The 23557-nt window shown below is 42.0% G+C and carries 23 protein-coding genes, 1 tRNA gene and 1 pseudogene; 4 read left to right on the top strand and 21 right to left on the bottom strand.

What is annotated here, in order from left to right:
• Position 1: 1 nt before the first annotated feature.
• The 18 genes and pseudogenes from clpP to BLV90_RS02245 form a co-directional block, all read right to left on the bottom strand.
• The gene (gene clpP / locus BLV90_RS02335; RefSeq protein WP_281241992.1) at positions 2–577 is read right to left on the bottom strand and encodes an ATP-dependent Clp endopeptidase proteolytic subunit ClpP; all 576 of its coding nucleotides are present in this window, start codon (positions 575–577) and stop codon (positions 2–4) included.
• 78 nt (positions 578–655) lie between these two features.
• Entirely contained in the window at positions 656–1948 is a 1293-nt protein-coding gene (tig, locus tag BLV90_RS02330; RefSeq protein ID WP_091735587.1) for a trigger factor, read from the bottom strand.
• A gap of 198 nt (positions 1949–2146) precedes the next feature.
• Positions 2147–2223 (bottom strand) — tRNA-Arg (locus BLV90_RS02325).
• 29 nt (positions 2224–2252) lie between these two features.
• Positions 2253–2777, bottom strand: a complete 525-nt coding sequence (locus BLV90_RS02320) for a metallophosphoesterase family protein (protein ID WP_091735583.1) — start codon at positions 2775–2777, stop codon at positions 2253–2255.
• 17 nt (positions 2778–2794) lie between these two features.
• Positions 2795–3436 (bottom strand): XTP/dITP diphosphatase, encoded by a 642-nt coding sequence (locus tag BLV90_RS02315; protein ID WP_091735580.1) that lies wholly within the window; start codon positions 3434–3436, stop codon positions 2795–2797.
• Positions 3372–4178, bottom strand: coding sequence for a ribonuclease PH (gene rph, locus BLV90_RS02310; protein WP_091735577.1), 807 nt, complete (start codon positions 4176–4178; stop codon positions 3372–3374). Before rph ends, BLV90_RS02315 begins: the two co-directional genes overlap by 65 nt.
• Before the next feature lie 146 nt (positions 4179–4324).
• On the bottom strand, positions 4325–5383 hold the full coding sequence (locus tag BLV90_RS02305; protein ID WP_091735574.1) for a GerMN domain-containing protein: 1059 nt from the start codon (positions 5381–5383) through the stop codon (positions 4325–4327).
• A 178-nt stretch (positions 5384–5561) separates the two neighbouring features.
• Positions 5562–6407, bottom strand: a complete 846-nt coding sequence (gene racE / locus BLV90_RS02300; protein WP_091735571.1) for a glutamate racemase — start codon at positions 6405–6407, stop codon at positions 5562–5564.
• A gap of 143 nt (positions 6408–6550) precedes the next feature.
• Complete coding sequence (locus BLV90_RS02295; protein WP_091736222.1) at positions 6551–6997, bottom strand: MarR family winged helix-turn-helix transcriptional regulator; 447 nt, start codon at positions 6995–6997, stop codon at positions 6551–6553.
• Between the two features lie 198 nt (positions 6998–7195).
• Positions 7196–7291 (bottom strand): annotated as a pseudogene (locus tag BLV90_RS16465) (LuxR C-terminal-related transcriptional regulator); the annotation flags it as partial.
• 13 nt (positions 7292–7304) lie between these two features.
• On the bottom strand, positions 7305–8774 hold the full coding sequence (locus tag BLV90_RS02285) for a recombinase family protein (protein ID WP_091735568.1): 1470 nt from the start codon (positions 8772–8774) through the stop codon (positions 7305–7307).
• A gap of 357 nt (positions 8775–9131) precedes the next feature.
• Positions 9132–10667: a gluconokinase gene (gntK, locus tag BLV90_RS02275; protein WP_091735562.1), complete on the bottom strand. Its 1536-nt coding sequence runs from the start codon at positions 10665–10667 to the stop codon at positions 9132–9134.
• 101 nt (positions 10668–10768) lie between these two features.
• On the bottom strand, positions 10769–12100 hold the full coding sequence (locus BLV90_RS02270; RefSeq protein WP_091735559.1) for a GntT/GntP/DsdX family permease: 1332 nt from the start codon (positions 12098–12100) through the stop codon (positions 10769–10771).
• Between the two features lie 64 nt (positions 12101–12164).
• A complete protein-coding gene (locus BLV90_RS02265) occupies positions 12165–12884 on the bottom strand; it encodes a GntR family transcriptional regulator (protein WP_177167856.1) in 720 nt (239 codons plus the stop codon).
• Positions 12885–12895: 11 nt separating this feature from the next.
• Entirely contained in the window at positions 12896–13912 is a 1017-nt protein-coding gene (locus tag BLV90_RS02260) for a sugar kinase (protein WP_091735556.1), read from the bottom strand.
• Positions 13905–14660: a 2-dehydro-3-deoxy-phosphogluconate aldolase gene (dagF, locus tag BLV90_RS02255; RefSeq protein WP_091735553.1), complete on the bottom strand. Its 756-nt coding sequence runs from the start codon at positions 14658–14660 to the stop codon at positions 13905–13907. The genes BLV90_RS02260 and dagF overlap by 8 nt, the downstream gene beginning before the upstream one ends.
• A gap of 3 nt (positions 14661–14663) precedes the next feature.
• Positions 14664–15767 carry a DgaE family pyridoxal phosphate-dependent ammonia lyase gene (locus tag BLV90_RS02250; RefSeq protein WP_091735549.1) on the bottom strand — a complete coding sequence of 368 codons (1104 nt, stop codon included), beginning with the start codon at positions 15765–15767 and terminating at the stop codon, positions 14664–14666.
• Entirely contained in the window at positions 15745–16848 is a 1104-nt protein-coding gene (locus tag BLV90_RS02245) for an amidohydrolase/deacetylase family metallohydrolase (RefSeq protein ID WP_091735546.1), read from the bottom strand. Before BLV90_RS02245 ends, BLV90_RS02250 begins: the two co-directional genes overlap by 23 nt.
• A gap of 600 nt (positions 16849–17448) precedes the next feature.
• On the opposite strand from BLV90_RS02245, the gene BLV90_RS02240 reads away from it, so the two are divergent.
• From BLV90_RS02240 to BLV90_RS02225, 4 genes are all read left to right on the top strand, one after another.
• A complete protein-coding gene (locus BLV90_RS02240; RefSeq protein ID WP_091735543.1) occupies positions 17449–18129 on the top strand; it encodes a type 1 glutamine amidotransferase domain-containing protein in 681 nt (226 codons plus the stop codon).
• 41 nt (positions 18130–18170) lie between these two features.
• The gene (locus BLV90_RS02235) at positions 18171–19373 is read left to right on the top strand and encodes an MFS transporter (protein ID WP_091735540.1); all 1203 of its coding nucleotides are present in this window, start codon (positions 18171–18173) and stop codon (positions 19371–19373) included.
• A gap of 15 nt (positions 19374–19388) precedes the next feature.
• Entirely contained in the window at positions 19389–20261 is an 873-nt protein-coding gene (locus BLV90_RS02230) for a LysR family transcriptional regulator (RefSeq protein ID WP_091735537.1), read from the top strand.
• Positions 20262–20576: 315 nt separating this feature from the next.
• Entirely contained in the window at positions 20577–21470 is an 894-nt protein-coding gene (locus tag BLV90_RS02225) for a PIG-L family deacetylase (protein ID WP_091735533.1), read from the top strand.
• 131 nt (positions 21471–21601) lie between these two features.
• Here the strand turns inward: BLV90_RS02225 and BLV90_RS02220 are convergent, their stop codons facing one another.
• From BLV90_RS02220 to BLV90_RS02210, 3 genes are all read right to left on the bottom strand, one after another.
• The gene (locus BLV90_RS02220; protein WP_091735530.1) at positions 21602–22516 is read right to left on the bottom strand and encodes a polysaccharide deacetylase family protein; all 915 of its coding nucleotides are present in this window, start codon (positions 22514–22516) and stop codon (positions 21602–21604) included.
• Between the two features lie 224 nt (positions 22517–22740).
• The gene (locus BLV90_RS02215; protein ID WP_091735526.1) at positions 22741–22926 is read right to left on the bottom strand and encodes a helix-turn-helix domain-containing protein; all 186 of its coding nucleotides are present in this window, start codon (positions 22924–22926) and stop codon (positions 22741–22743) included.
• A 187-nt stretch (positions 22927–23113) separates the two neighbouring features.
• A complete protein-coding gene (locus tag BLV90_RS02210) occupies positions 23114–23548 on the bottom strand; it encodes a hypothetical protein (protein ID WP_091735522.1) in 435 nt (144 codons plus the stop codon).
• Between the last annotated feature and the right edge of the window lie 9 nt (positions 23549–23557).

Raw genomic sequence — 23557 nt, 5'->3', positions numbered from 1 at the left:
ATCAGGTGATCACTTCGTCCACCAAACCATACTCTTTGGCTTCCTGAGCACCCATGAAATGATCGCGATCAGAATCGCGCTCGATCTTCTTTTGTGTTTGTCCTGTACGTTTTGCCAGGATCTGATAAATCTTCTTACGGGTACGAAGTATCCATTCTGCGTGAATTTGTATGTCCGCAGCCTGGCCTCGTACACCACCCAATGGTTGGTGAATCATCACCTCACTGTTGGGTAAAGCATAACGCTTCCCTTTTGCTCCGGCCGCCAGTAGGAATGCACCCATACTCGCAGCCATCCCAACACAAATCGTGGAAACGTCTGGTTTTATGTATTGCATGGTATCAAAAATCGCCATCCCAGATGTAATTGAACCACCTGGTGAGTTTATGTACAAAGATATATCTTTGTTTTGATCTTCTGCTGCTAAAAACAATAGCTGTGCTGTAACGACGTTCGCAACTTGATCATCAATCGCACTTCCAATAAAGATGATGCGGTCCTTGAGCAAACGAGAGAATAAATCATAGGATCTCTCTCCACGATGCGTCTGCTCGACGACCATTGGGACTAGATTCAAAGTTTCGCCTCCCTTCCGAGTGATTGTTTAAAAACAAGGCACGTTTTTTCACGTGCCCTGTTTTCCGTCCTATTCTCATTATGCCGCATTTTTACTATTGGATACAAGTAGATCCACTGTTTTTCGGATCTTCAAATCGCCTTCAATTTGAGCACGTCCGCCTTGAAGATCAACCAATCGCTTGATTTCATCCAATTCGCGGTTCATTTGCTCTGCCAATTTTTTCAGTTCTTCTTCAATATCTTCTGTGCTAACTTCCACTTTTTCAGTGTTAGCGATTGCTTCCAATACTAAGTCATTACGAGTTTTCTTCCCAGCGTCTTCCTTGAACTGCGCACGGATATCTTCTTTTGTTTGACCAGTGAACTGGCTGTACTGCTCCAAGTTGACTCCCTGCATAGAAAGTTGCTGTTCGAAGTGGCTTACCATATGATCAATCTCACGCTCGATCATTACATCCGGGATTTCCACCTCAGCGTTTTCCGCTGCTTTTTCAACCAGCTGATTCCGCTTATAACTCTCTTCTTCATTTTTCTTTTGTTCTTCCAACTTATTCTCAACATCGCTTTTCAGTTCCGCGAGTGTATCGAATTCACTTACATCCTGTGCAAATTCATCATCTAGTTCAGGAAGCTCTGTCCGCTTTATTTCATGAATTTTCACTTTGAACACAGCTTCTTTTCCCTTGAGGTTTTCTTCCTGGTACTCTTCAGGGAAAGTAACGGTAATATCTTTTTCTTCTCCTGGAGCCATACCAATGAGTTGCTCTTCAAAACCAGGGATAAATTGTCCAGAACCGATTTCCAAAGTGAATTGCTCGCCTTTTCCACCTTCAAATGCTTCACCATCTACGAAACCTTCAAAGTCAAGAATTGCACGGTCACCTTCTTCAATGGCACCCTCTTCAATCGCGATCAACTGACCTTGACGCTCTTGCATTTGCTTTAAATCAGCCTCTACATCTTCCTGGCTGACGGAAAAGTCTTTCTCCTCGATTTCAAGGCCTTTGTATTCACCGAGCTTCACTTCTGGCTTCACTGTAACGGTTGCTTTAAAGGTGAAGGGTTTCCCTTTTTCCAATTGATCGATATCAATCTCAGGTTGGTCTACTGGCTCAATCGCTGCTTCCTCGATTGCTTGTGGATAAACTTCAGGCAACAGGATATCCAGTGCATCTTGATAAAGGCTTTCTACTCCAAAGCGCTTTTCAAAAATCGGACGTGGAATTTTACCTTTACGGAACCCTGGCAAGTTTACATCTTTAGCAACTTTTTTAAAGGCGCGATCCAAAGCACCAGCTAGTTGTTTTTCATCTACTTCAACCGTAAGTACCCCACGGTTCGTTTCAGTTTTTTCCCAGCTTACCTTCATCAACGATTCCCTCCTACAAACACTATTCAAAGTATAAATGAACGTTAACCTATAATTTCCGGCCCTTTTACAACCACTTCATTATAACACAGAAGCTAGTGGTTGCAAGCGTGCGAAAAACAGCAAAAAACCCCGTTGGGGTTTTTGGTCGACTACAGGAAAAGGATGGCACCCTTTACGACAGTTGTTAGTTATCCTTGGCGTCCCAGGAGGGATTCGAACCCCCGGCCAACGGCTTAGAAGGCCGTTGCTCTATCCAGCTGAGCTACTGGGACTTATCATGAGCTTGCACAATGCAGAATAATTATAACACGGATTCGCCACCCGTCAAGCAATACCTTCCTCCGCGATCCGTTACGGATCGACCCAATGGATCATAAAAGGAAACTTCCACCCAACCATCCCCCAAAGGCTCTAGTACAGCATATGTAGGGATTCGATATCCTCGTGGAGATGTAATACTCCCGGGGTTGAGCAATAAAACTTCACCATCCTGCTCACAGACAGGAAAATGTGAATGCCCAAAGCACGCCACTTGGGCACCCACTTCCTCTGCTCGATAGCGAATAGGTAAAAGGGAGGAGTTCACCTGATGCCGGTGACCATGGGTCACATAGAAACGAATCTCTTCTGCATTCCATAAGGCATCCACCGGTACCTCTTCCCAATCACAATTCCCTTGGACAACAGTGAGGGGAACAGTGGGCAGTTCAGAACGATCGGTAGTAAAGTCGCCACAATGAATAACATGATCCGCATCGACACGGGCACATATTTCATGCAACAAGTCTCCTTCACCATGTGAATCACTAATGATTAGAATCCGCATCACATTCCCCTCCTTCCTCAAATCGACGTTGGAAACGAATAAGCTTTCAATAATAATGGGATCAACTTTTTGGCGGCAGTTGCTCGGTGACTAATCTGGTTCTTCTCTTCTGGAAGGAGTTCTGCAACCGTCCGATCGAGTTCGGGAAGATAAACCATTGGATCATAGCCAAATCCATAGTTACCACGCGGCTCAAGAGTAATTTCTCCTGTTACCTCTCCACGTACGGTCTGAGTCGGTTCACCAGGTATCGCTAGTGCAAGGGCGCAGACAAAGGCACACTCTCTTTCTTTTGCCCCCACCTTTTCCATCTCCCTAAGCAGTTTGCGATTATTCTCCCTATCTGTCGCATTTTCTCCAGCATACCGTGCAGAGTAGACACCGGGTGCCCCTTCTAGAGCCTCTACCGCTAGCCCTGAATCATCAGCAGCAACTGGGCGATTATGCAACCGAGCGATGGTCTCCGCCTTCTTGATGGCATTCCCTTCAAAGGTATCCTGATCCTCGACAATCTCTGGTAAGTCTGACAACCCATTTAATCCGATCACCCGAATGCCCAGAGCTTGCCGAAAAATCGCGTCTAACTCTTCTACTTTATGGGCGTTTCCCGTTGCGAATACTAGCTCGTTCCACACCCATTTCTTTTTGGTACCCTGCATCTTTATTTCCCCCGATTCCATAAGCCGCATCCTTTAATACACCTTTTTGCAATTGCACTAGTTGATCGGTGCCTTCTTTAGCTAGTACAAGCAATTGATTCAGCTCATCTGGGCTAAAGGGGGATTCCTCACCAGTACCTTGTATTTCAACATATTTACCGGCACCTGTCATCACCACGTTCATATCCACATGGGCTTGGGAATCCTCTGCATAACAAAGGTCAAGACTTGGAACTCCATTGACTATTCCCACACTTGTAGCGGCGAGAAAATCCGTCACAGGTATCCGTGGTAAGGAGCCCGCCTTAACCAAACGATGCAGAGCAAAAATCATCGCTACATATGCACCCGTGATGGAGGTTGTTCGTGTTCCACCATCGGCTTGGATAACATCGCAATCCATCCATAGTGTACGCTCGCCCAATTTATCCAGTTGAATCACCGAGCGTAGGGCGCGTCCGATCAGACGCTGGATTTCCATCGTACGCCCGCCCAATTTCCCTTTGCTCGATTCGCGGATGGTCCGTGATTGTGTGGCACGGGGTAACATCGAATATTCCGCTGTGATCCATCCTTTCCCTGAACCACGTAAAAACGGGGGAACCCGCTCTTCGACGGAAGCCGTACAGAGCACCTTCGTATCCCCGACCGATATGTAGACGGAACCTTCCGCGTGCTTTATATAATCGGGAATCATCTCGACTTTTCTCAGTTCATTTTGCATCCGTCCGTCTACTCTCAATCCAATTCCCTCCAACCAATTCAGGTTTCATCATTATACCACAGCACCTCTAAACGAACACAGAAAAGCGATTAAGAAAAAAGAGGCGGTTCCTATCCCGCCTCTTCTATCTTGCCAGTTAACACCAATCTCATTCCAATCATCGATCAGAATCCACCTGGATTTACTTTTTCAGGTCGATTAACAGGCTTCTCATAGCTATCATCACCAGATAATGCATCCGATTTTCCATCCACGGTGATTTTCACTTTCTTTACAGCACTATTCTCTGTGAGAGAGAGAATAATCGTCTTTAGGGCATCTTTAGATGCTTCATGTTTGTCACTATACTGAAGGAGTTGCTTGCCAAAGTCAGCAATGGCTGTATCTCCTTGCACCTTGACCCCGTTCACCTTCGTTGTTTCTCCAAGGGCTGTCACCAGGTCTGATCCTGTCTGTGGCCCTTTGACGAGCTCTTTCAAGGTGGCCTCTGCGACATTACTCCTCCGATTGATCATTCTCGTCACAGGTACGTAGTAAATCTCATTATTTGGTGTCTGCCCTAAAAAGTAAAGGGTTACTGGCATGCTATGAGCCGCATCGATTCCCTGAGCGAGTTCTACATTGATCCCACTTGCTCGAGACAGGTTTTGTGCTACACTTTTTCCTTTCGGCATCTCTTTTAATGCCTTCCCATCCACTTTAATGTTCACCTTTTTTACAGAGTCAAATCCAGTTAATGTCCAGGTGAGGGCCGCTAAGATATCCTCCTCCATCCCTTTATCATAAGAGAGGAACTCTTTAGAGAAGTTGACTGTAGCTATACCATCTCGAATGCTTAACCCTTTTACCTGTGTATTTTTGGGCAGGATGCCGCTAAACCCTTTCGGTAGCGTTGCTTCCCCAGGACCGTCTTTCACCATATACTTTACTGCTTCCTTGGCAATTCCTTCTACTTTGGGGACATTGAGAGCATAGGGAGCGATATAGCCTGAATCCGTCATGAAGTAAAGTTCCAATTCATTTTTTTTCGCAGCTTGAGTAGTCGATTTCTTTTGATTTGTCATCCCTGATGGATCTGGCTTGCTTTTTTCAGGAAGATCCGATTTTTTAGGGGGTGGGTCTATTGGAGCAGACCCTTCTTGATCTGGGCCAAACATACAACCTGTGATTAGCAAAGGAAATACGATAAGGGTTATCGCCCCTGTTAGCCACTTCTTCCGCATACGATCCCCTCCCGGGACAAGGTTTCTGATACATATATACGAGCCCCGGGCGAAAATATCCCCACTTGTTTCTTCTAGATTAAAGAAAGATAGAAAAAATCCATCGTGAGAGGGAATTAGCTTTAGGTTGCAAACCCAAAAAGGGAGAATGAAGGGTCACCCTTCATTCTCCCTTTTTTCAACCTACCGTCCTACTCTGATTAATAATTGATTGCAGGGATACCTGTTCCACCTCAAGGGGACGACCCAACCATGTTTCAGCGATTCGTCGAAAGGAAGCAGGTTGACCACTAATAAAAAAGTGATGATCTCCAGTAGGAAAACGACGGCCGTCAGCTAATAACCCTTTATGATGAAGCACCGTAGATAACTCCCTTGCCGTCTCTTCTGCAGAGCTAATCAAGGTAGTCTCCTCCCCCACCACCTCTCCAATCGCCTCTGTAATAAGTGGATAATGGGTGCATCCTAAAATAAGTGAATCGAGTCGATGGGCTTTTAATGGAGCAAGGGCATTGTGTACAATACGTCGGGCCTCCTCACTGTGTCCATTCCCACTCTCTACAAGGGGAACCAATGTCGGACATGCGTGGCTGAAAACAAATAGTTCAGAGTCTATTCGCTTCAATGCCTGCTCATACGCTGCACTATGAATGGTTCCTTGAGTTCCAATCACACCGATCCGTCCCCGACGAGATACTTTTATCGCTGCTCGAGCACCGGGCTCGATCACACCCAATACAGGAATGGAGAATTGTTCACGTGCCTCTTGTAGCGCAGCGGCGGTAGCCGTATTACAAGCGATTACAAGCGCCTTTAATGGAAGACGAGATAAAAAATGGACGATTTCGAGAGTAAATTGCCTGACTTCTTGAGGAGTTCGAGGACCATAAGGGCACCGAAGAGTATCTCCAAAATAAAGGACCCTTTCCTTAGGCAATTGACGGAAGACTTCTCGTGCTACCGTCAACCCACCGACTCCTGAATCTAATATGCCAATCGCACTCTGTGGTAAATGCTGATCCATCGGTCTTCTGTTGCCTCCAGTTCATGCATAGCGCATTTCGTTATCGTCGATTATTTCTACAGATCATTATATGGAGAGAAGAAGCAGGACGGTCTTCATCTGACTTGTCTAAAAAAAACGACTCCCCATAATGCTGAGGGAGTTTATTGATGCATCTCACGGTGGAGAGTGCCCAAATGTTTTGCCATCTCCTTTACTTCATCCTCGGGTAAATGGGACAGCATTTCAGACAAATAATTCTGCCGTGCTTCCATTACTTCCATAATGATGGATGTACCTTTGTCCAATAAATGGATGCGTACTACTCGTCGGTCCTTTTCATCACGAACCCGTTCAACCACACCATTTTTCTCCATCCGATCTACTAAGTCTGTCATGGTACTACAAGCGAGAAACATCTTTTGCGATAGTTCCCCGATGGTCATATCCCCCTGTTCATTCAACCATAGCAAGGCAGTAAACTGTGGTGGGGTAATCGGGAATTCATTGAGGATTTCGCGTCCTTTTCGTTTGATAACAACGCTAATTTCCCGTACGAAACGTTCAATCTCCATTACCAATCCTTGTGGCAAACTAGATTTGGTCTCCATTGGTGTGAGCTCCTTAACCATCTAGAAAGTCCCCAGCTAAACGCATGACCCCATACTCTCAAGCCATGCGTCTAGCGAATCTAACCTTTATGTTAAACGATCAATGGATAGGATACAAGTTTCGATCCACACCTCCCTCTGAAAATGCAAAGAAACCCTACGCGATGGGTAGGGTATCTACAGGGGTGTTTCAATGTTTCAGATTTTCAGATCTCCTAGTCTCACTAATTCAACCACGGCTTGAGACCGTCCCCTCACGTTCAGTTTTTGCATCACGTTTGTGATGTGTACCCTTTCAGGAATGCTCTCAAGCATTTTTAGGATCTGCAAAGGTATAGTCGACCTCGATCGCTTTATCCGGGTGGATACGAATTTCATCAATCAACGAGTTAAACGCTTTATATAGATCTTGCTCATGATCGTTCAACTGTTTAAAAGCCTCTCGGATCGAATCAATATCTGTTTTTAACCCTTTGTTTTTCTTCAAATGAAAAACTTTATCCTCTATCATGAGAATATCCTTTTCAATTTCTCTGCGTCTCTCTTCAAACTCATCCTTATTGATCAACTGATCTAAATACAGATCGAGCAATTTGTCTTTCCTGCTCAGCCACTGTTCTTTGCTTGCTACCAGTTGATTTAATTCTGACGTCCTCTTTTTTTGTAAATTGTCTTGAAAATAGATGGATACTGATTCTCCCTTTGTGAGCAGTGTCTCTACAACGATTGTTCTAAAATCCTCATACAAAATCGGTGCATGATTCACACATCCATACTCTCCACTACGGCGAAATTTGCTACACTTTAGGTAATCCCAGTTCGTTTTAAAGCCATCTTTTCTCTTCCTTACTGAGCGATTGATAATCATATTTGACCCACAAATTTTGCACTTCATAATCCCTCGAAATTCATTCCATGGCGTAAAGGTTGTTCTTTTAACCTTGACATTGTTAGCACGCTTCCAAACTTCTTTAGAAACGATGGGAACATGATGGTCTTTATAGTACATCCATTTCTCACGCGGATTTTTAATTTGTTTTCGGCGACCATTCACTTTTATCACTGTGTACTGATTAAAAATAAAATCTCCGCAATATAAGGGGTTTCTGATCAAACGTTGCACAGAAGTAATCTGCCATTTATTAATTTCCTTTGGCTTGATTCTCTTTAAATTTAATTCTTTCATAATTCGTTTATAACCCCAGCCTTGGTTGTACCAGTCGAAGATTCGCCTGACTACCTTCGCCTCTTCTTCTTTAATTTTGAGAAAGCCATCTTCTTTGACATATCCATAGGGAGTTTTTCCAATATGCTCTCCTCGTCTAACTTTAGCCGCCAATGCTGCTGATACCCCAGAAGAAAGAGTTCGACTATACTGAGCCGAAAATAAAGACCACAGTTCAAAGGCCATGTCATTTTTACCCACCTTATGAGAGTCATAGCCTTCCTCGACAGAAATAATCCTTACATTATGAGAAATAAATACCTCTCTAATCTCTAGAGAATCCTTCAGGTCTCTAGCCAAGCGACTGATGGATTTAAACACCACCATATTGATTTCTTTTCCTTTTGCTTTTTTCAATATCAATTGAATAGAAGGTCTCTCCAAAAAAAGAGTTCCGCTAATACCTTCATCCTTAAACACCTGATTCTCATCCCAATCATAGCCATTTCTTTCGAGCCAGTTTCTACAAATATCAATCTGATTGCCAACAGAAGATATTTGCTCTTCCCTATCAGTAGATACCCTTACATAAACCGCATATTTAATACTCATGTAACGCTCCTTTCATTCATTTATAAAAGTTGCCGTCCATTTATTGGACGGCAACCTTAGAGTGTTTAGTTTCTATCTCGAGGTCATCATTGGATAGAAAGTAGGGTTCAAGTGCTTTTTTAAATGCATCTTTAATTTCCTTATTACCAAACGTTTCCCTAACAATCCTCAATTGGTACTCCTTTTGAATTGCCTTTCTCATGATGATCACCTCACTTCCAAGGCTATGATGGTGGGACAGCAGGACAACACAAAAAAGAACACCCGGACATTTCCGAGTGCTCTTCATTATGGAAAAAAATTCATCGACCAACGCCTTGGTTACATCCATCTCCGCAATAATGATATCCCATAATTTCAAGTCCACTTTTTCTGAAGGCTTGCTAACTCCTCGTATTCTTTAGTAATGTTCTGTGCTATACGTGAATAAATCCGCTTCAATTCATTGTAATGGGCCACTTCCTCTTTATTTGGTTGATGATGGTGGTTATTGCCAATCATTGTGGACACAGCTGAGAGACTATTTATTTCCTCGAAACTATACAAACCAAGTACCATAGCTCCTAGACACGAACTCTCGTAATTCTCTGGTATGAATACATCCTTGTCAAAAATATCCGCCATCATTTGACGCCAAAATGGGGAACGTGAAAAGCCACCAGTTGCATAAATAACACTTGTTTCTCCGGTTATGTCTTCCAATACTTCTACTATTGAATATAAATTTAATAAAATTCCCTCAAATGTTGCACGTATAATATGTTCGCGTCTATGTTGAATACTTAATCCTACATATGAACCTCTTGCATCGGCATTCCACAAAGGAGCGCGTTCGCCTGTAAGATAAGGGAAGAAAAGAAGGCCTCTCGAACCAGAAGTTGCCTTAGCAGCCGTTTCAGCGAATAAATCAAATGCATCGGAACTATTTTGTTTTCCTTGCTCCTCTTCTTGTCCAAATTGATCAAGCGCCCATTGGAGGGCTATGCCACCATTATTAGACGCACCACCTATAACCCAGTGATCCTCTGTTAAAGCGTAGCAGAATATCCTTCCTTTTGGATCAACTATAGGACGATCTACCACGGTACGAATCGCTCCACTTGTGCCTATCGTAGCAGCAATTACTCCTGGCTCTATCGCACCAACACCAAGATTCGATAGCATACCATCACTTGCACCGATCACAAAAGGCGTGGAAGGTAAGAGTCCTAACTGACTTGCAATTTCTTCATTTAACCCCTCTACTTGATAAGTAGTAGATACTGGCTTTGAAAGTTGTTCTGTAGAGACCCCGGCAACACGGAGAGCCTCCTCGTCCCAAGTTAAATTCTTTAGATGGAACATACCTGTTCCTGATGCAATAGAATAATCGACTATATATTCCCCGAAAAAGCGGTAAAATATATATTCTTTAATAGATATAAACATGGTGCTCTTAGCAAAGATATCAGGGTGTTCATACCTCATCCATATAAGTTTCGAGAGAGGGGTCATAGGATGAATGGGTGTGCCTGTACGTAGATATATTTCATGCCCATTCCAATCCTTTTTAATTTTTTCTATCCATTTTTCACTTCTACTATCTGCCCATGTGATGGATTTTGTAATTGCCTGACCTTCACCATCTACAGCAATAACACTATGCATTGCTGAACTAAATGAAACAGTAAGAATGTCTCTTGATGCTACTTTACTTTTTTTTACAACGCTTTGGATAACCTCAACAACAGCGTTATAAATTTTTTCTGGATCTTGTTCTACCGCACCAACAACTGGTGTTTCTAGTGGATATTTAACCTTGTGGCTCTCCATTAACTGACCATTTTTTTTATACAACACTGCTTTTGTACTTGTCGTTCCAATATCAACACCGATAATACAAGCTTCCCCCATTTAATTCCCTCCCCGTAACTACCTATTGGATATATTGTACCCACTTCCACTGTTTATCGATTATTCTCTCTCTATGAACCCATGTAGAAAGGGTTTTATTTTTAAACAAAGATATCGAATAGCAAAGCTCCTCCGAAAGCGATAAACGAAAGTAATGTTTCTAATATCGTCCAGGTCTTAAAAGTTTCTTTTACTGTTAATCCTAGATATTCTTTTACTAACCAGAAACCTGCATCATTTACATGTGAAAACATAAGTGAACCTGCACCGGTTGCAATCACTAATAATTCCACGTTTACACCAGACATATTCTCAATAATTGGCGATACAATGCCTGCTGCTGTTGTTAATGCTACGGTTGCCGATCCTGTTGCAATTCGTATCAATCCGGCTACCATAAATGCTAGGACCATTGGAGAAAGAGATAGGTTCTCAGACATTTGAGCAATTGATGCACCTACACCACTATCAATGAGAATTTGTTTGAAGCCGCCACCAGCACCAATAATTAAAATAATGGATCCAACTGGCAGTAAGCTTTCTTCTGTTATCTTTTTAATGATATTTTTATTCATGCCTTGCCGAACTCCAAGTAGATAAAATGCTGCAAAACAGGAAATGAGAAGGGCAATCACAGGATTACCGATAAATACAAGGAATTTTGTTAAACCACTAGGCAAGGACATATGTGGTACGACCACTGATAATATTATTAAGATAACAGGTAATAAGATAATAAAAAATGAAATTCCTGTTCCCGGTAGTTTTTCTGACACTGTATTAACACGAATTAATTCCGGCTCCCCTTTAGGAACTACCCGTTTATGGACCCATTTTGCAAATACTGGCCCTGCAATAATAGCTGCTGGTAATGCAATGATCAATGAATAGAGAAGGACTTTTCCTATATTAGCATCATAAATCCCTATCGCAGTCATCGCGCCTGGATGGGGTGGTACAATTCCATGTACAATGGATAACCCAGCAATCACTGGTAATCCAATAAGTAATATATTTTGCTGTGTTCTCTTATAGATTAAAATAACTAAAGGTAATAAGATGACAATACCCACTTCAAAAAATACAGGAATGCCAATAATAAACCCTGAGAACAACATAGCCCATGGTAATTTCTTAACGCCAAAAAATCTAATAAAGTAATCTGCCACTTGCTTACCAGCACCAGAATCTGACATCAATTTTCCTAAAATTGTACCTAAAGCTAGAATGCCAACTAGATGGCCTAAAACGCTTCCTACTCCAGTTTCATAGGCGTCAACGATTTTATCCATCGATAGTCCTGACATAATGGCTAAGAACATGCTTGCCACTGCCAAGCTAATAAATGCATGCCATTTCCACCATGATACTCCTAAAATGACAATCACAATTGCTAACAATGTTATTACCAATAGATAGATATCTGTCCCCATAGGTTCCACCTTCTCTCAAAAAGTAACCGCTTACAAGATGCCTCTAATTAGTTCTTATTAAGTTTTAAGTGTCATATTTGACAACATAGTCTTGTATTTCCGTATTGTAATACCCTTTACTATACTCAATTACATCTCCCATTTCGTTATAGGAGCAGCGTAATCGTTTTAATAAATGCGTTCCCTTGTTTAAGCATAGTTTCTTTTCTACAAGAGAAGGAGCAATCGTAACAGTAAATTGATCTCGGAAATTATCTAAATAAAAACCCTGTTCTTCTATCAAATCATACAAGGATTGAGTACTCAAATCTGATAAATCAATATTCATAAGTTTTATCGTTAGATAATGTTTAAAATAAATGTAAGGCACATCATCTAGATAATACAGACGCTCAATTTGAAAACATTGATCCCCGAATAATTGATATTCTTCTGTACTTTCTTGGTTAAAAATCACTTCTGCCCCTACCAATTGTTTACGGATTTTGTATCCGTATTCAACCAATACCTCTGTAAAGCGTTTACCCTTTGGTAGTTTTGAAATGGACTTGTTTCGAATTACTTTTGTTCCTTTGCCGCTCTTTGTCTTCAGATAGCCATCTTTCACAAGTTCTTTAATTGCATTTCGAACAGTAATTTTACTCACATGAAATTCAACTTCCAATTGGGATTCCGAAGGTATATTATTTCCAATAGGATATATACCGTGTAAAATCCTATCCTTCAAGATGCTCTTTATTTGTAAATATAACGGTCCTTTTTTTCTAGATAAATTCCCTATCACTAATCCATCACCTACCTTTCTATATCGTTCACTGCTTCTGTCATAGCTCGAAGTACATCCTCTTTCGAAGACATTGGAGTATCTCCAACCGTTGTATGGGCTAGCATGCCTGCTGTGGCAGCGAAAAGGACGGTTTTTTCTGGAGTAAAGCCTGCTAGCTCACCATATATAATGCCACTAGAATAAGCATCACCTGCACCTACCCGGTCATAAACAGGAAAAGTAAGCGTTTTAGAAAAAGTGAACCTCTGATTTTTAAAGATAAATGCTCGTAATGAATGTATATTAGTATCATTGATAGAGCGATGCGTCCCTGCTATCCCAGAAATATCGAATTTTTTTGCGACCGTTGGAATCAGCTCCATCAGTTGTTCTGTACGCTCTTTCTTCTCTGTTTGCATGTTCAATATGAACATCGCATCTTTTTCATTCATCATGACAATATCAGCCAAATGAAGCATTTCTTCATAATGTGATTTTGCTTTTACATATCCATTATCTCCCCAAAGTGATGGACGATAGTTACAGTCAAATACGACCGTACCTCCGCGTTCTTTTACCTCTTTAGCAAAAATTTTCATCTGGGTACGAACAGAATCGTTCATGGCTAATGTAGTTCCACAAAAATGAATAGTGTCTATTTGCTTTGCTATTTCTTTAAAGTCATAGGTATCTTCAGAAGCCGTATTAAAGCTACTTTCAGAGCGATTGGAATAGGTAACGCGACTGGATCGTACCCCAAATCCATTTTCTAAAAAATACATTCCAATGTACTCACCCCCTCGAGTTATTAATGAATGTGTAATACCTAGCTTCCAAAGAAATGATAGCGCAGCATCTCCCAGTGCATTAGATGGCAATTTAGACACAAGATACCCTGTATGACCATATCTAGCTAGTGCCGAAACAACATTTACTCCTGATCCTGAGAAGGTATAGTTTAATGTACTAGATTGAGATAATAGTTCATGTCCTGGCACTTGTAAACGCATGATTACTTCTCCAAATGCTGCAATATTCTTAGCCATGTTGATCAACTAACTTCTTCATTGATACAAACAACTCATGTACATCATCTCTATTTGTCTTTCCGGTTTCTTTATCAATGATCGATGAATAGACATGTGGGATGATTCGTGGCACATTTGCTTCTAGGGCACTAAGTAGGATTGCTTCAAAATTTTCTTTGTCGATACCACCCGTTGGTTCTAATGCAAACCCTTCTTCGCCACATGCTTGGGCAACGGCACGAAATTCATCGACTCTACTCAGTCCTTTCATTGGGAAGTATTTTAATGCGTTCCCTCCCATATCACGTACCAATGCAATTGCCGTTTTTATAGGTACGATAGCGTGTTCATCTTGGGCAGCACTAACTGGACCAGTAGAAATATTTACATATCCAACTTTTCCAGTCGGAGACACTAAACTATTAATCCAGCTATCCTTTTCACCCAGATTAGCGCGTGTCGCTCCAACAGCAGGAAATACTTGATTGATATGGCTACCTGCATAAACCTTTGCAATTTCTGCTACTACAGCTGCCTGACGGTTATCTCCAGCTCCCAAACCAATGGATACTGCTTCATCTATTTCCTTTCCGTACCCTTTCATTGCTATTACTGCTTCTTCGACAGTAGAATAGTCTTTCGATAACACACCGATTAGTACATATCCTTCTGCAGCTTCAAATACTTCTTTGGCATTTTCAATACTATTCGCTAACACATTTAACGCAACTCGTTCTTTATAAAATCGTTTTGTTATATTTGACATTTCTTATTCCCTCCCCACAATTTCACGTAATCTCGACTCAATTACATGGATATCGTCACCTTTCAAAGGTCTTGGGTCGATATCAAAATACCCTTGTTTTATCCCATAATCTCGTGTATAGATTGCAATTTCAGCTTCCCGTAACTCTTTTACAACATCTTCAGCGGTTTTATTGGCCTGATCTGGAATAATTTGAATTCGAGCACGGAAAATCGATCGGCCTGCTTCATCTTGTACAATAGTTACATGAATACCTTCCATCCCATTTAACGAAAGTAGTGTTTGTAAACTTTCTTTTTCTTGTTCACTTTTATCTTCTTTTTCTTGATACTCATCAAGGGCTTGGAGTAATCCAAAGGTTGTTTCCTTGCCTACTTTCATACTTCTTCCAATGCAATGTAATTGAACTTTTAACGATTCGATATAGTTGCTTTTACCTGCAACGATTCCAGAAGTAGGCCCTGCAATTGCTTTTGAACCACTATAAATGGCAAGATCTGAGTATTTTACGTACTTTTGAAGATCTTCTTCTGCCGCAGCATCCACAATGAATGGAATGTTGTTCTGCTGTGCAACTTCCCACGCTTCTTCAACAGAAATCATATTCTTTTGCACAGCGTGATGCGATTTCACATAAAGAATAGCAGCTGTATTTTCTGAGATAGCCTCTTCTATATGAGCTGCTTTGCCCTCATTTGCATAGCCCACTTCAACAAGCTTTCCACCACCTAAATAAACCATCGTTTCAACGGGTGCCCCGTATTGTACGTTATGACCTTTCATCATAATAACTTCATTTTTTGAAATAGGTTCTTGATGAAGGCGCTCGCTTTTACGACGATTTCCTTGTGTAACAAGGGCAGCAATAGAAAGAGCAATGCCGCTTGAAGCTGAGTTAACAACCACAGCTGCTTCTGATCCTAGACTATTAGCAATATAATCTCCTGCCTTATCAACTAAATCAGCCATTTCAACATAGTTTTGTCCACCTTGTTTCATAGCATCCATCACTGTATCCGTTGGTGCTGATACTCCTAAGATGCTCATTCGACCACTAGCATTAATTACTCGTTTTAAGCCATATTTAGCATTCAATGTACGTTCCATTCACAACTACTCCCTTTGCTGCTATTCTTCTTTTCCCTATGCGTTTGTCCCCTTCAGAGTCAATCAATGTAACTGGCTCATGATGAACATCAAATAATGTTAAATTAGCGATATCTCCAACCTGTATTCGACCGAGTTCCGGCTTTTTAAGCCAGTTTGCTGCTTTGGTTGTAACTGCCTCGATCACTTCCTCAAGCGAGTATCCTAGATAGAGAAATTTGGACAGTACATTTGACATGCTATAAACCGGACCGTTCAATCGGTTACTACGATATATGTCTGTGCTTATTGTATTTAAATCATCAATTTGAGATTTTTTTGCTAACTCAGCCACTTTAAATGAAAAGCTTGCAGTCCCATGACCAACATCTAAATGCACTCCTCGTTCGATAGCCTCGATTACTACTTGAAGTAAGTTCTCTTCATTATCAAAGAGATTATTTTCCTTTCCATTGAGATAATGGGTGATCACATCACCCTTCTCTAAAAGCGGAATAATTTCTTCAATACTTGGCGGGGCAGAACCTATGTGAACCATTAATGGTAGCGATGTTTCATCAGATAGTGTTCGTGCAATACGCAATGGTTCAATACCTTTATCGCGAACAACACTTTTACTCATACGTACCTTTAATCCAACAATAAGATCTTTAAACTGATTAACAGCTTGTTTTACTTTCTTTTTATCTATCCATTCAATTTTAGATAATTCATCGACTCTTTTTAACCCAATTCTTGAAACATTTAAAAACGCATATAGATTGGTCTTGGCCTGCTCTTTACTCTTAACTAAATCGGCGATTCGATCTGCTCCACAACTTCCAGCATCCACAATGGTTGTTACACCGGTTTTTACTCCTATTTCGTCTATTTCATCTCCATAAGGGCTAAATTCCGGAAAAGCATGAACGTGTAAATCAATCCAACCACTGGATACGTATATACCTGAACAGTCCAATAGTAATCCTTCATCTTTACTACCAGCCTGCGTTACCTCAATAATTTTACCGTCTTCAACTACGATATCTATTTGATCTTCATTCACACGCTTTACATTACTTAATATAAATCGTTCTTTCATCAAATCACCCCCCTTCCTTCTTATATGTTGACTTTTATATTGCATTATCTTCATTAATGATATACATTCATTTAATTCAATCTTGAACATGAATAAGAAGTGCAAAAGGATGATGAGATGAAAGCGCTCTCAAAATAATGTCTAGGAACCTCTCCTTTATTCTCTTGTTATAACATTATAATGTTATATTTTAATTGTCAATGTCCATTTATTGGTTTTCTATCTTATTAAAAAGGAAATATTTTTCACACGAATGAAGAAGGTCTAATCCATTTTCTGAAAATAATCTGTTCTGTAAAGACAAGCGTAGCGGATAAGAACATCCCATTTACACACCCTACTGGAACAAGGAATGGTGAATCATAGCGTCCTGTTAAGCACGATCAGACGATAGCGCCAAGTATATACGGTCATGATCCAGTGGAGAAAACGCGACGGAAAGGGAGTGGAAAGGGGATTATACGTAGGGTGGGGTTTTTATATTTTTAGTCCATAAATTTATTTATGGATGCATACATAAAACACAATTTGTTTTATGTATGGCCCAGACTTAAAATAGCTACTGTAACCCAAATCCCCCTAAACAGGAGGCAATAATATATGACTAAAAAAATCTTAATGGTTGTAACCAGCCATGCGGATATGAAAGACACAAAGACGAATTTGGAAGACAAAAAGACAGGAGTCTGGCTGTCGGAGTTCGCAGAGTCTTATCTGGCCTTCAAAAGTAAAGGCTATGAAGTCACCGTAGCAAGCACAGCAGGGGGAGTTAGTCCGGTTGACCCAGGCAGCGTAGATGAACAAACCCCGCAAGACTTTTTGAACGCTGCCAAGCTTCTGGAAAACACCAAACACGTTGATGATGTGACAGTAGACGGATTCGATGCCATTTTCCTGCCGGGCGGTCATGGTACGATGTTTGACCTACCAAAAAGCGAAGGGCTTCAACAATTGCTTCGAGATTTTTATGAAGCAGGAAAAATCGTCTCCGCTGTTTGCCATGGTCCTGCCGGTCTCGTCGGTGCGACATTGTCAAACGGCCAGCCTCTGGTCGCAGGCAAACGCGTGAATACTTTCACGGATAGGGAAGAACTAGAGGCAGGTGTAGAGCCCTATATGCCCTTCCATCTAGAGAGCAAACTCCGTGATCTGGGTGCCATCTTTGTCGCAGCACCCAATTGGAGCTCACATGTAGAGATCGACGGAAACCTGATTACCGGACAAAATCCTCAATCCACCGTCGTTGTAGCAGAAGCGGTATTAAGTCAATTAGAAGATTAAAACAACCTATCACTTTATCTTAAAAAGGAGGCCATATCATTATGTCAACAGAAAGCATTGCTCAACATTCTGGGCAGAACCAAAGAAGCTCCACTCTCGCCTTATATTCTCTGACACTCGGGGCATTTGCTATCGGGATGACAGAATTCGTCATTATGGGGCTACTCCGTGAGGTGGCATCGGATCTAAACGTCTCCACCCCGATGGCTGGATTCCTCATTACCGGCTATGCACTGGGCGTCGCTATCAGTGCTCCCATCATCACGCTGGCTACCAACAAAATGCCACGCAAGGCGCTTTTGCTGTTTCTGATGATTCTTTTTATCGCAGGAAATGCGCTTGCTGCTGTCGCACCAAATTATTCCGTTTTGATGCTGGCTCGCATCGTAGCCGCTCTCACCCACGGATCGTTCTTCGGAGTTGGCTCGGTCATTGCCGCAGGTCTGGTTCCTAAGGAGAAACGCGCGGGTGCCATCGCCATCATGTTCATCGGGCTGACACTAGCCAATATTTTGGGGGTACCCTTTGGAACCTTTTTAGGACAGGCGTACGGCTGGCGCTCTACTTTCGGGACGATCGCTGTAATTGGAATCATTGCTCTGCTTGGGCTAATCTTCCTCGTCCCAAAAGTCGCCAACCAAACAAACAAACTCCGTCAGGAGCTCGCCGTGGTAAAACGGCCGACCGTTCTTGTTGCGCTTATGATGACTGTATTCGGATATGGCGGCGTATTCACCGCTTTTACGTACATTTCTCCAATCCTGGTGGAAATCACCGGCTTCGCTTCTAATGCGGTACCTTGGATTCTCGTCTTGTTCGGCGTGGGGATTACTATCGGGAATGTTTACGGAGGAAAATTGGCAGACCGCAAATTGCTTCCTTCCTTACTAGGAATCCTTATCTTTTTAACGGTTATTCTCGCCGTGTTCAGCTTTACGGATCAATATAAGATCCTCACTCTGATAACTGTATTCTTATTTGGAATCGCAGCTTTTGGTACCGTCCCTGGTCTGCAGGTCCATGTGCTGAACACAGCAAAGGAAGCCCCTACGCTGGCCTCAACACTTAACATCGCAGCCTTCAACCTGGGAAATGCGATTGGTGCCTATGTCGGAGGCCTCACCATCGATTTGAAAATTGGAGGTGGGCTCCCTACCGTAACTTGGACTGCTGCGCTCGTGACCATCATCGGTGTTTTATTTACGATATGGGCAATGCAGCAACAAAGAAAACGTCTTAATTAAGAAAGGATAGCGAACATGGTGGACTTTGAGTGGTACAGAAGCTTTATCAGCATCTTCAAGCAAAGCTCCGTATCCGAGGCTGCCAGAACGAGGATGATGACCCAGCCAGCTATGAGTCAGCACTTGGCTTCTCTGGAAGCGGAGGTAGGTGAACTTTTGTTTACACGAGCTCCCCGAAAAATGATTCCTACCGAGAGGGGCAAAGCGCTTTATACACAGGTAGTTCCTCTCATCGAAGCATTGGAAGAAACCACACAAAACCTCAAGTCGAACGCGGCTACATCTTTGCCTGCAATTCGGATCGGAGCAGCAAAAGAGTTTTTTAGGGAAAAACTGGCTCCGCATATCGGCAGCTACCAGATGCGAATTTTCGCTTATATGGGTGTCGCTTCCAAGTTACTCGATTTGCTAGTAGAGGAAAAGGTAGACATCATCGTCATGTCGCAAAAGATTTCCACGCCTGGCATAGAATATATCCCCTATATGCAGGAGGAATTTGCATTAGTGACACCTCCCGATTACAGCGAGCCGACATTTGACGAGCTGGATGTCTTGGAAGCTTGGTTATGCTGCCAGCCCTGGATTAGCTACGACTTTGATTTGCCGATCATCCGCCGTTTTTGGCGCGAGCATTTCCAGAAGCGCCCTCAAACGCATCCTACACACGTCGTGCCCGATTTGCACAGCGTGTTGACTGCCATCGAGCAAGGCGCAGGCATCAGCCTGCTACCCACTTTCATGCTGGATGACCACTTGTCTAGAAACAAGGTAAAGGTTATCTATCCATCCTATACAGTTCATAACGACCTGTATCTGGCGTACCAGACGAAAAACCGAAATCTAGCCCACCTGAAGTCACTGATCGAAATGCTGAAAAAGGCGGTTTGATACACAAAAGAAAAGACTGTTATCCTTTGATGGATAACAGTCTTTTCTTTTGTCTCTTTGACAGGACAGTACCTGAGTTTGATACGCCATTCCCTTTACTTGCATAGGATACTCAGAACGTTCGATAAAGCTTGCTTTAGCTCAACGAAAGAAGGCATACTGACTTGCGTGAGACTGGATAGGCCATTGTTTCGTGTTTACAGATGGTTAAATATTACTATTAAGGCATAAAAAGGTGTAGACGTATCCGTTTCTTTCCTATACTATTATTCTCAGATTTTAGATTTCGACAAAGAAAGAACGTGACAATATTCTATGAAAGTAAGAACAATTCTTTTCCTCACCCTTATCCTCATCATAGCCTATGAACTAACTGATTGGGAGTTCCTATACGTCCATAGTCAACCAAACACCACTATTTCAAAGAAACCTTCACACCGACCCGTAATCTATTTCGTTCCCCATGCTGATGACGAAGTCCTTACGTATAGCCCAGACATGCAAAACGAAATGCAACAAGGACGACCTATTTACCTCATCCTTTTCTCTAAAGGGGAAGAGTCCATCGCTCGAGAGGTACTGAATGGGACCTATGATCGTCAATCCTTTCAAAAGGATCAAATCGGACAACCGGTTTTCTGCAAATGGCATTGGCGAGTCCATTCTCCTACGAAAGAGCATTTTGCTGACGGTACCCTATCACACGAAGAGTTTGGCAATGCTCGGGTCAAGGATTTTTACCGGGTGGCAAAAGCCCTAGGTATTCACCGTAGCCACGTGCAAACCTACGCGATTCCTAATGGCCACTTTGCTCCTTCTCAAGTAAAAGCATTAATAAAGAAATATATATCTAAATTTCCCGATGCTGATTTTCGTACAATGTCTTCTTATGATATTCACCCCGATCATGCCGCCATGGGTAAAGCTTTAGAGCATTTGATCCGCACGAAAAAGATACCTGCTAACCAAGTTCGCTTCTTTCTCTCTATCTATACGGATCGGCTCTCTGGAAAAACAATTCCCAAGATGCGGTACTATTCTCAAGTAAAGAAAAACAGCATCGCATATAATCGCATTCAAAAAAGCATCGATTTCTACGCTAAATATGATCCTAAACATGGCTTTTACGCCACAGGCTATCATTCTGTCCCTGCTCAATTTAATGCTCTAAAGAATGCACTCTATTCTACCTGGTACCAGCCACATTAACTCTTTTCACTTCATCCACTTCAAATCAATATCAATAACTAAGAATATAAAAAGGAACCAATTTGTATACAAGTTGGTTCCTTTTTATATTCGTCTATTTTAAAAATGATACTTCTTATTGAAATATTCACTTAGTTCCGATAGGGAGAAATTCCGATAAGACGATCTACTGTCGTAAACTGGTACCCTTGTTGTCTCAATTTATCGATCAGTCCTGGTAAAGCAGCAACGGTACGGGAACGATCTCCCCCTCCTGAATGAAGCAAAATAATACTTCCAGCTTTCCCCCCATTGAGGACGGTTTGTTGGATCATAGAAGGAGACGGCCGCGTCCAATCTCGAGAATCCACATTCCAGTTGATGATACGATAACCCTTTTGGGCCAGCTTCTTTTCAATTCCCTTCGTCGCTCCATAGGGGGGGCGCAAAAGCGACATCTTCTTGCCTGTATACTTATATACTTCTCGATAGTTTCGGTCGAGCTCTCCATTAATACGCTCATTGGAAAGTTTAGGCAAGAAAGGATGATCCCACGTGTGACTGGCGATCACATGATTCTCCTTGACTATTTTTTTCGCCACTTTTGGATGTTTCCGCACTTCTTTACCAATCACAAAAAAAGTAGCGTACACCCTCTTTTTGCGAAGAATATCCAAAATTTCCGGCGTGTATGTTCCATCTGGACCATCATCAAAGGTAAGAGCTATCTGTTTAATATTTTTTGGCCCTTGATAGATAACAGCGGGGGTTATTGGTTCTTTTTTACTGGATTTCTTACTGCGATCAGGGTCGTTTGGTTGGAGCTTATCCTTATCCATTGAACCTTTTTCTGACTGTTTCTTTTTATCCTTATCTTGTTGATCTCGATCCTGAATATCTGCAGACTTAGAAGTATCTCTCTTCTTCTCCTTCTTCTTTTTCTCTACTTTCTTTGTTGGTTTAGTAGCCGTTTTTTCAGCCTCCGAAGCTGAAGTGGCATTCCATATCCAAATACAGCTAATACTAACGGTTAAAAGCAAAAAAAATACCCAGAGATTTCGTTTCAATCCGTTCACTCTCCTCTGGGTATATAATAATCTCGCAATATTAATAATGCAATACAAAACAACAACTTTCCATATTAAGGGGATGTGAATATATGTAAATTATAAATAAAAAAGTAAAAAACCTATTATTATATATAAAATAAGTTCCTAGAAGTAAAGATAAAAAGGGGCATGTCCAGAAGAAAAGGAAACCAAATGGTAGGCAACGTCTAAAGAAATGATGGTCAAGTTAGATACAAGGAGAGCATTCCTGAGAGGGTACACATCACGTTCGAAATATGATTCCGGACGGTCTTTTCACTGATGAAGAGCTGTTGGGCGATCTCTTTTGTCGTTTTGTCCTGCACTAATAGCTCGAATACTTCCCTTTCCCTGTTTGTTAACAAGGGCTTCCCTTTCTGGTTGCTCAATTGCGCCACCCCTCCTTGCTCGGACTCTTGGAACACGAGGGTAAGGGACTCAGTCAGGTTATTGTATGAACGGGCTTATTTTGTGGTGCCTTCGTAAATGAATTTAGGCAGGAGTCCATCACTGCTACTTAAAACATCTGCGACTTCCGTATCCTATGCATTACTTCCTCAGGAAGTGAAGGATTCTCTACTTAAGGGGGAATCCTAGCCTACGGTGTCTTCGTTTCTCATCCCGATCCCATCCTGTAAGAATCAAGGGAGTCGATGGAAAGTGGACTTTTAACCACCTTAATGCAGAGGGCCGTAGGGTAAGAATCCAGACGGCTTTTCTCAGCATCAACCTGTCTACTCCCCACTCATGGAGGCTTAGCTGTACGCAGGTAGTGGGAATACCTGAGAATGCCATGACTGTATCTCCATAGCGAAGACATTCCTTTAAACAGGTATCCAGTGGATACTTCTTGGATGTACGTAGCAAATGAACAGGCACAAAGCCAAGACATTCTTTAAGATGGTGTGTATCCGCCAGGTGGGATGGACTTCTGCGGGCAGTTTCTTTTTGTGGAGTAATCTCCGGATAATGTCGCTTTAAATGTACAAAGGGGATCCCATGTAGATACAATCCGCTCCC

Source organism: Marininema mesophilum (assembly GCF_900106775.1).
GTDB classification, from domain to species: Bacteria; Bacillota; Bacilli; order Thermoactinomycetales; family DSM-45169; genus Marininema; species Marininema mesophilum.
The sequence above is the reverse complement of the archived record's forward strand: the minus strand, read 5'-3'. Positions and strand labels throughout refer to the sequence as shown.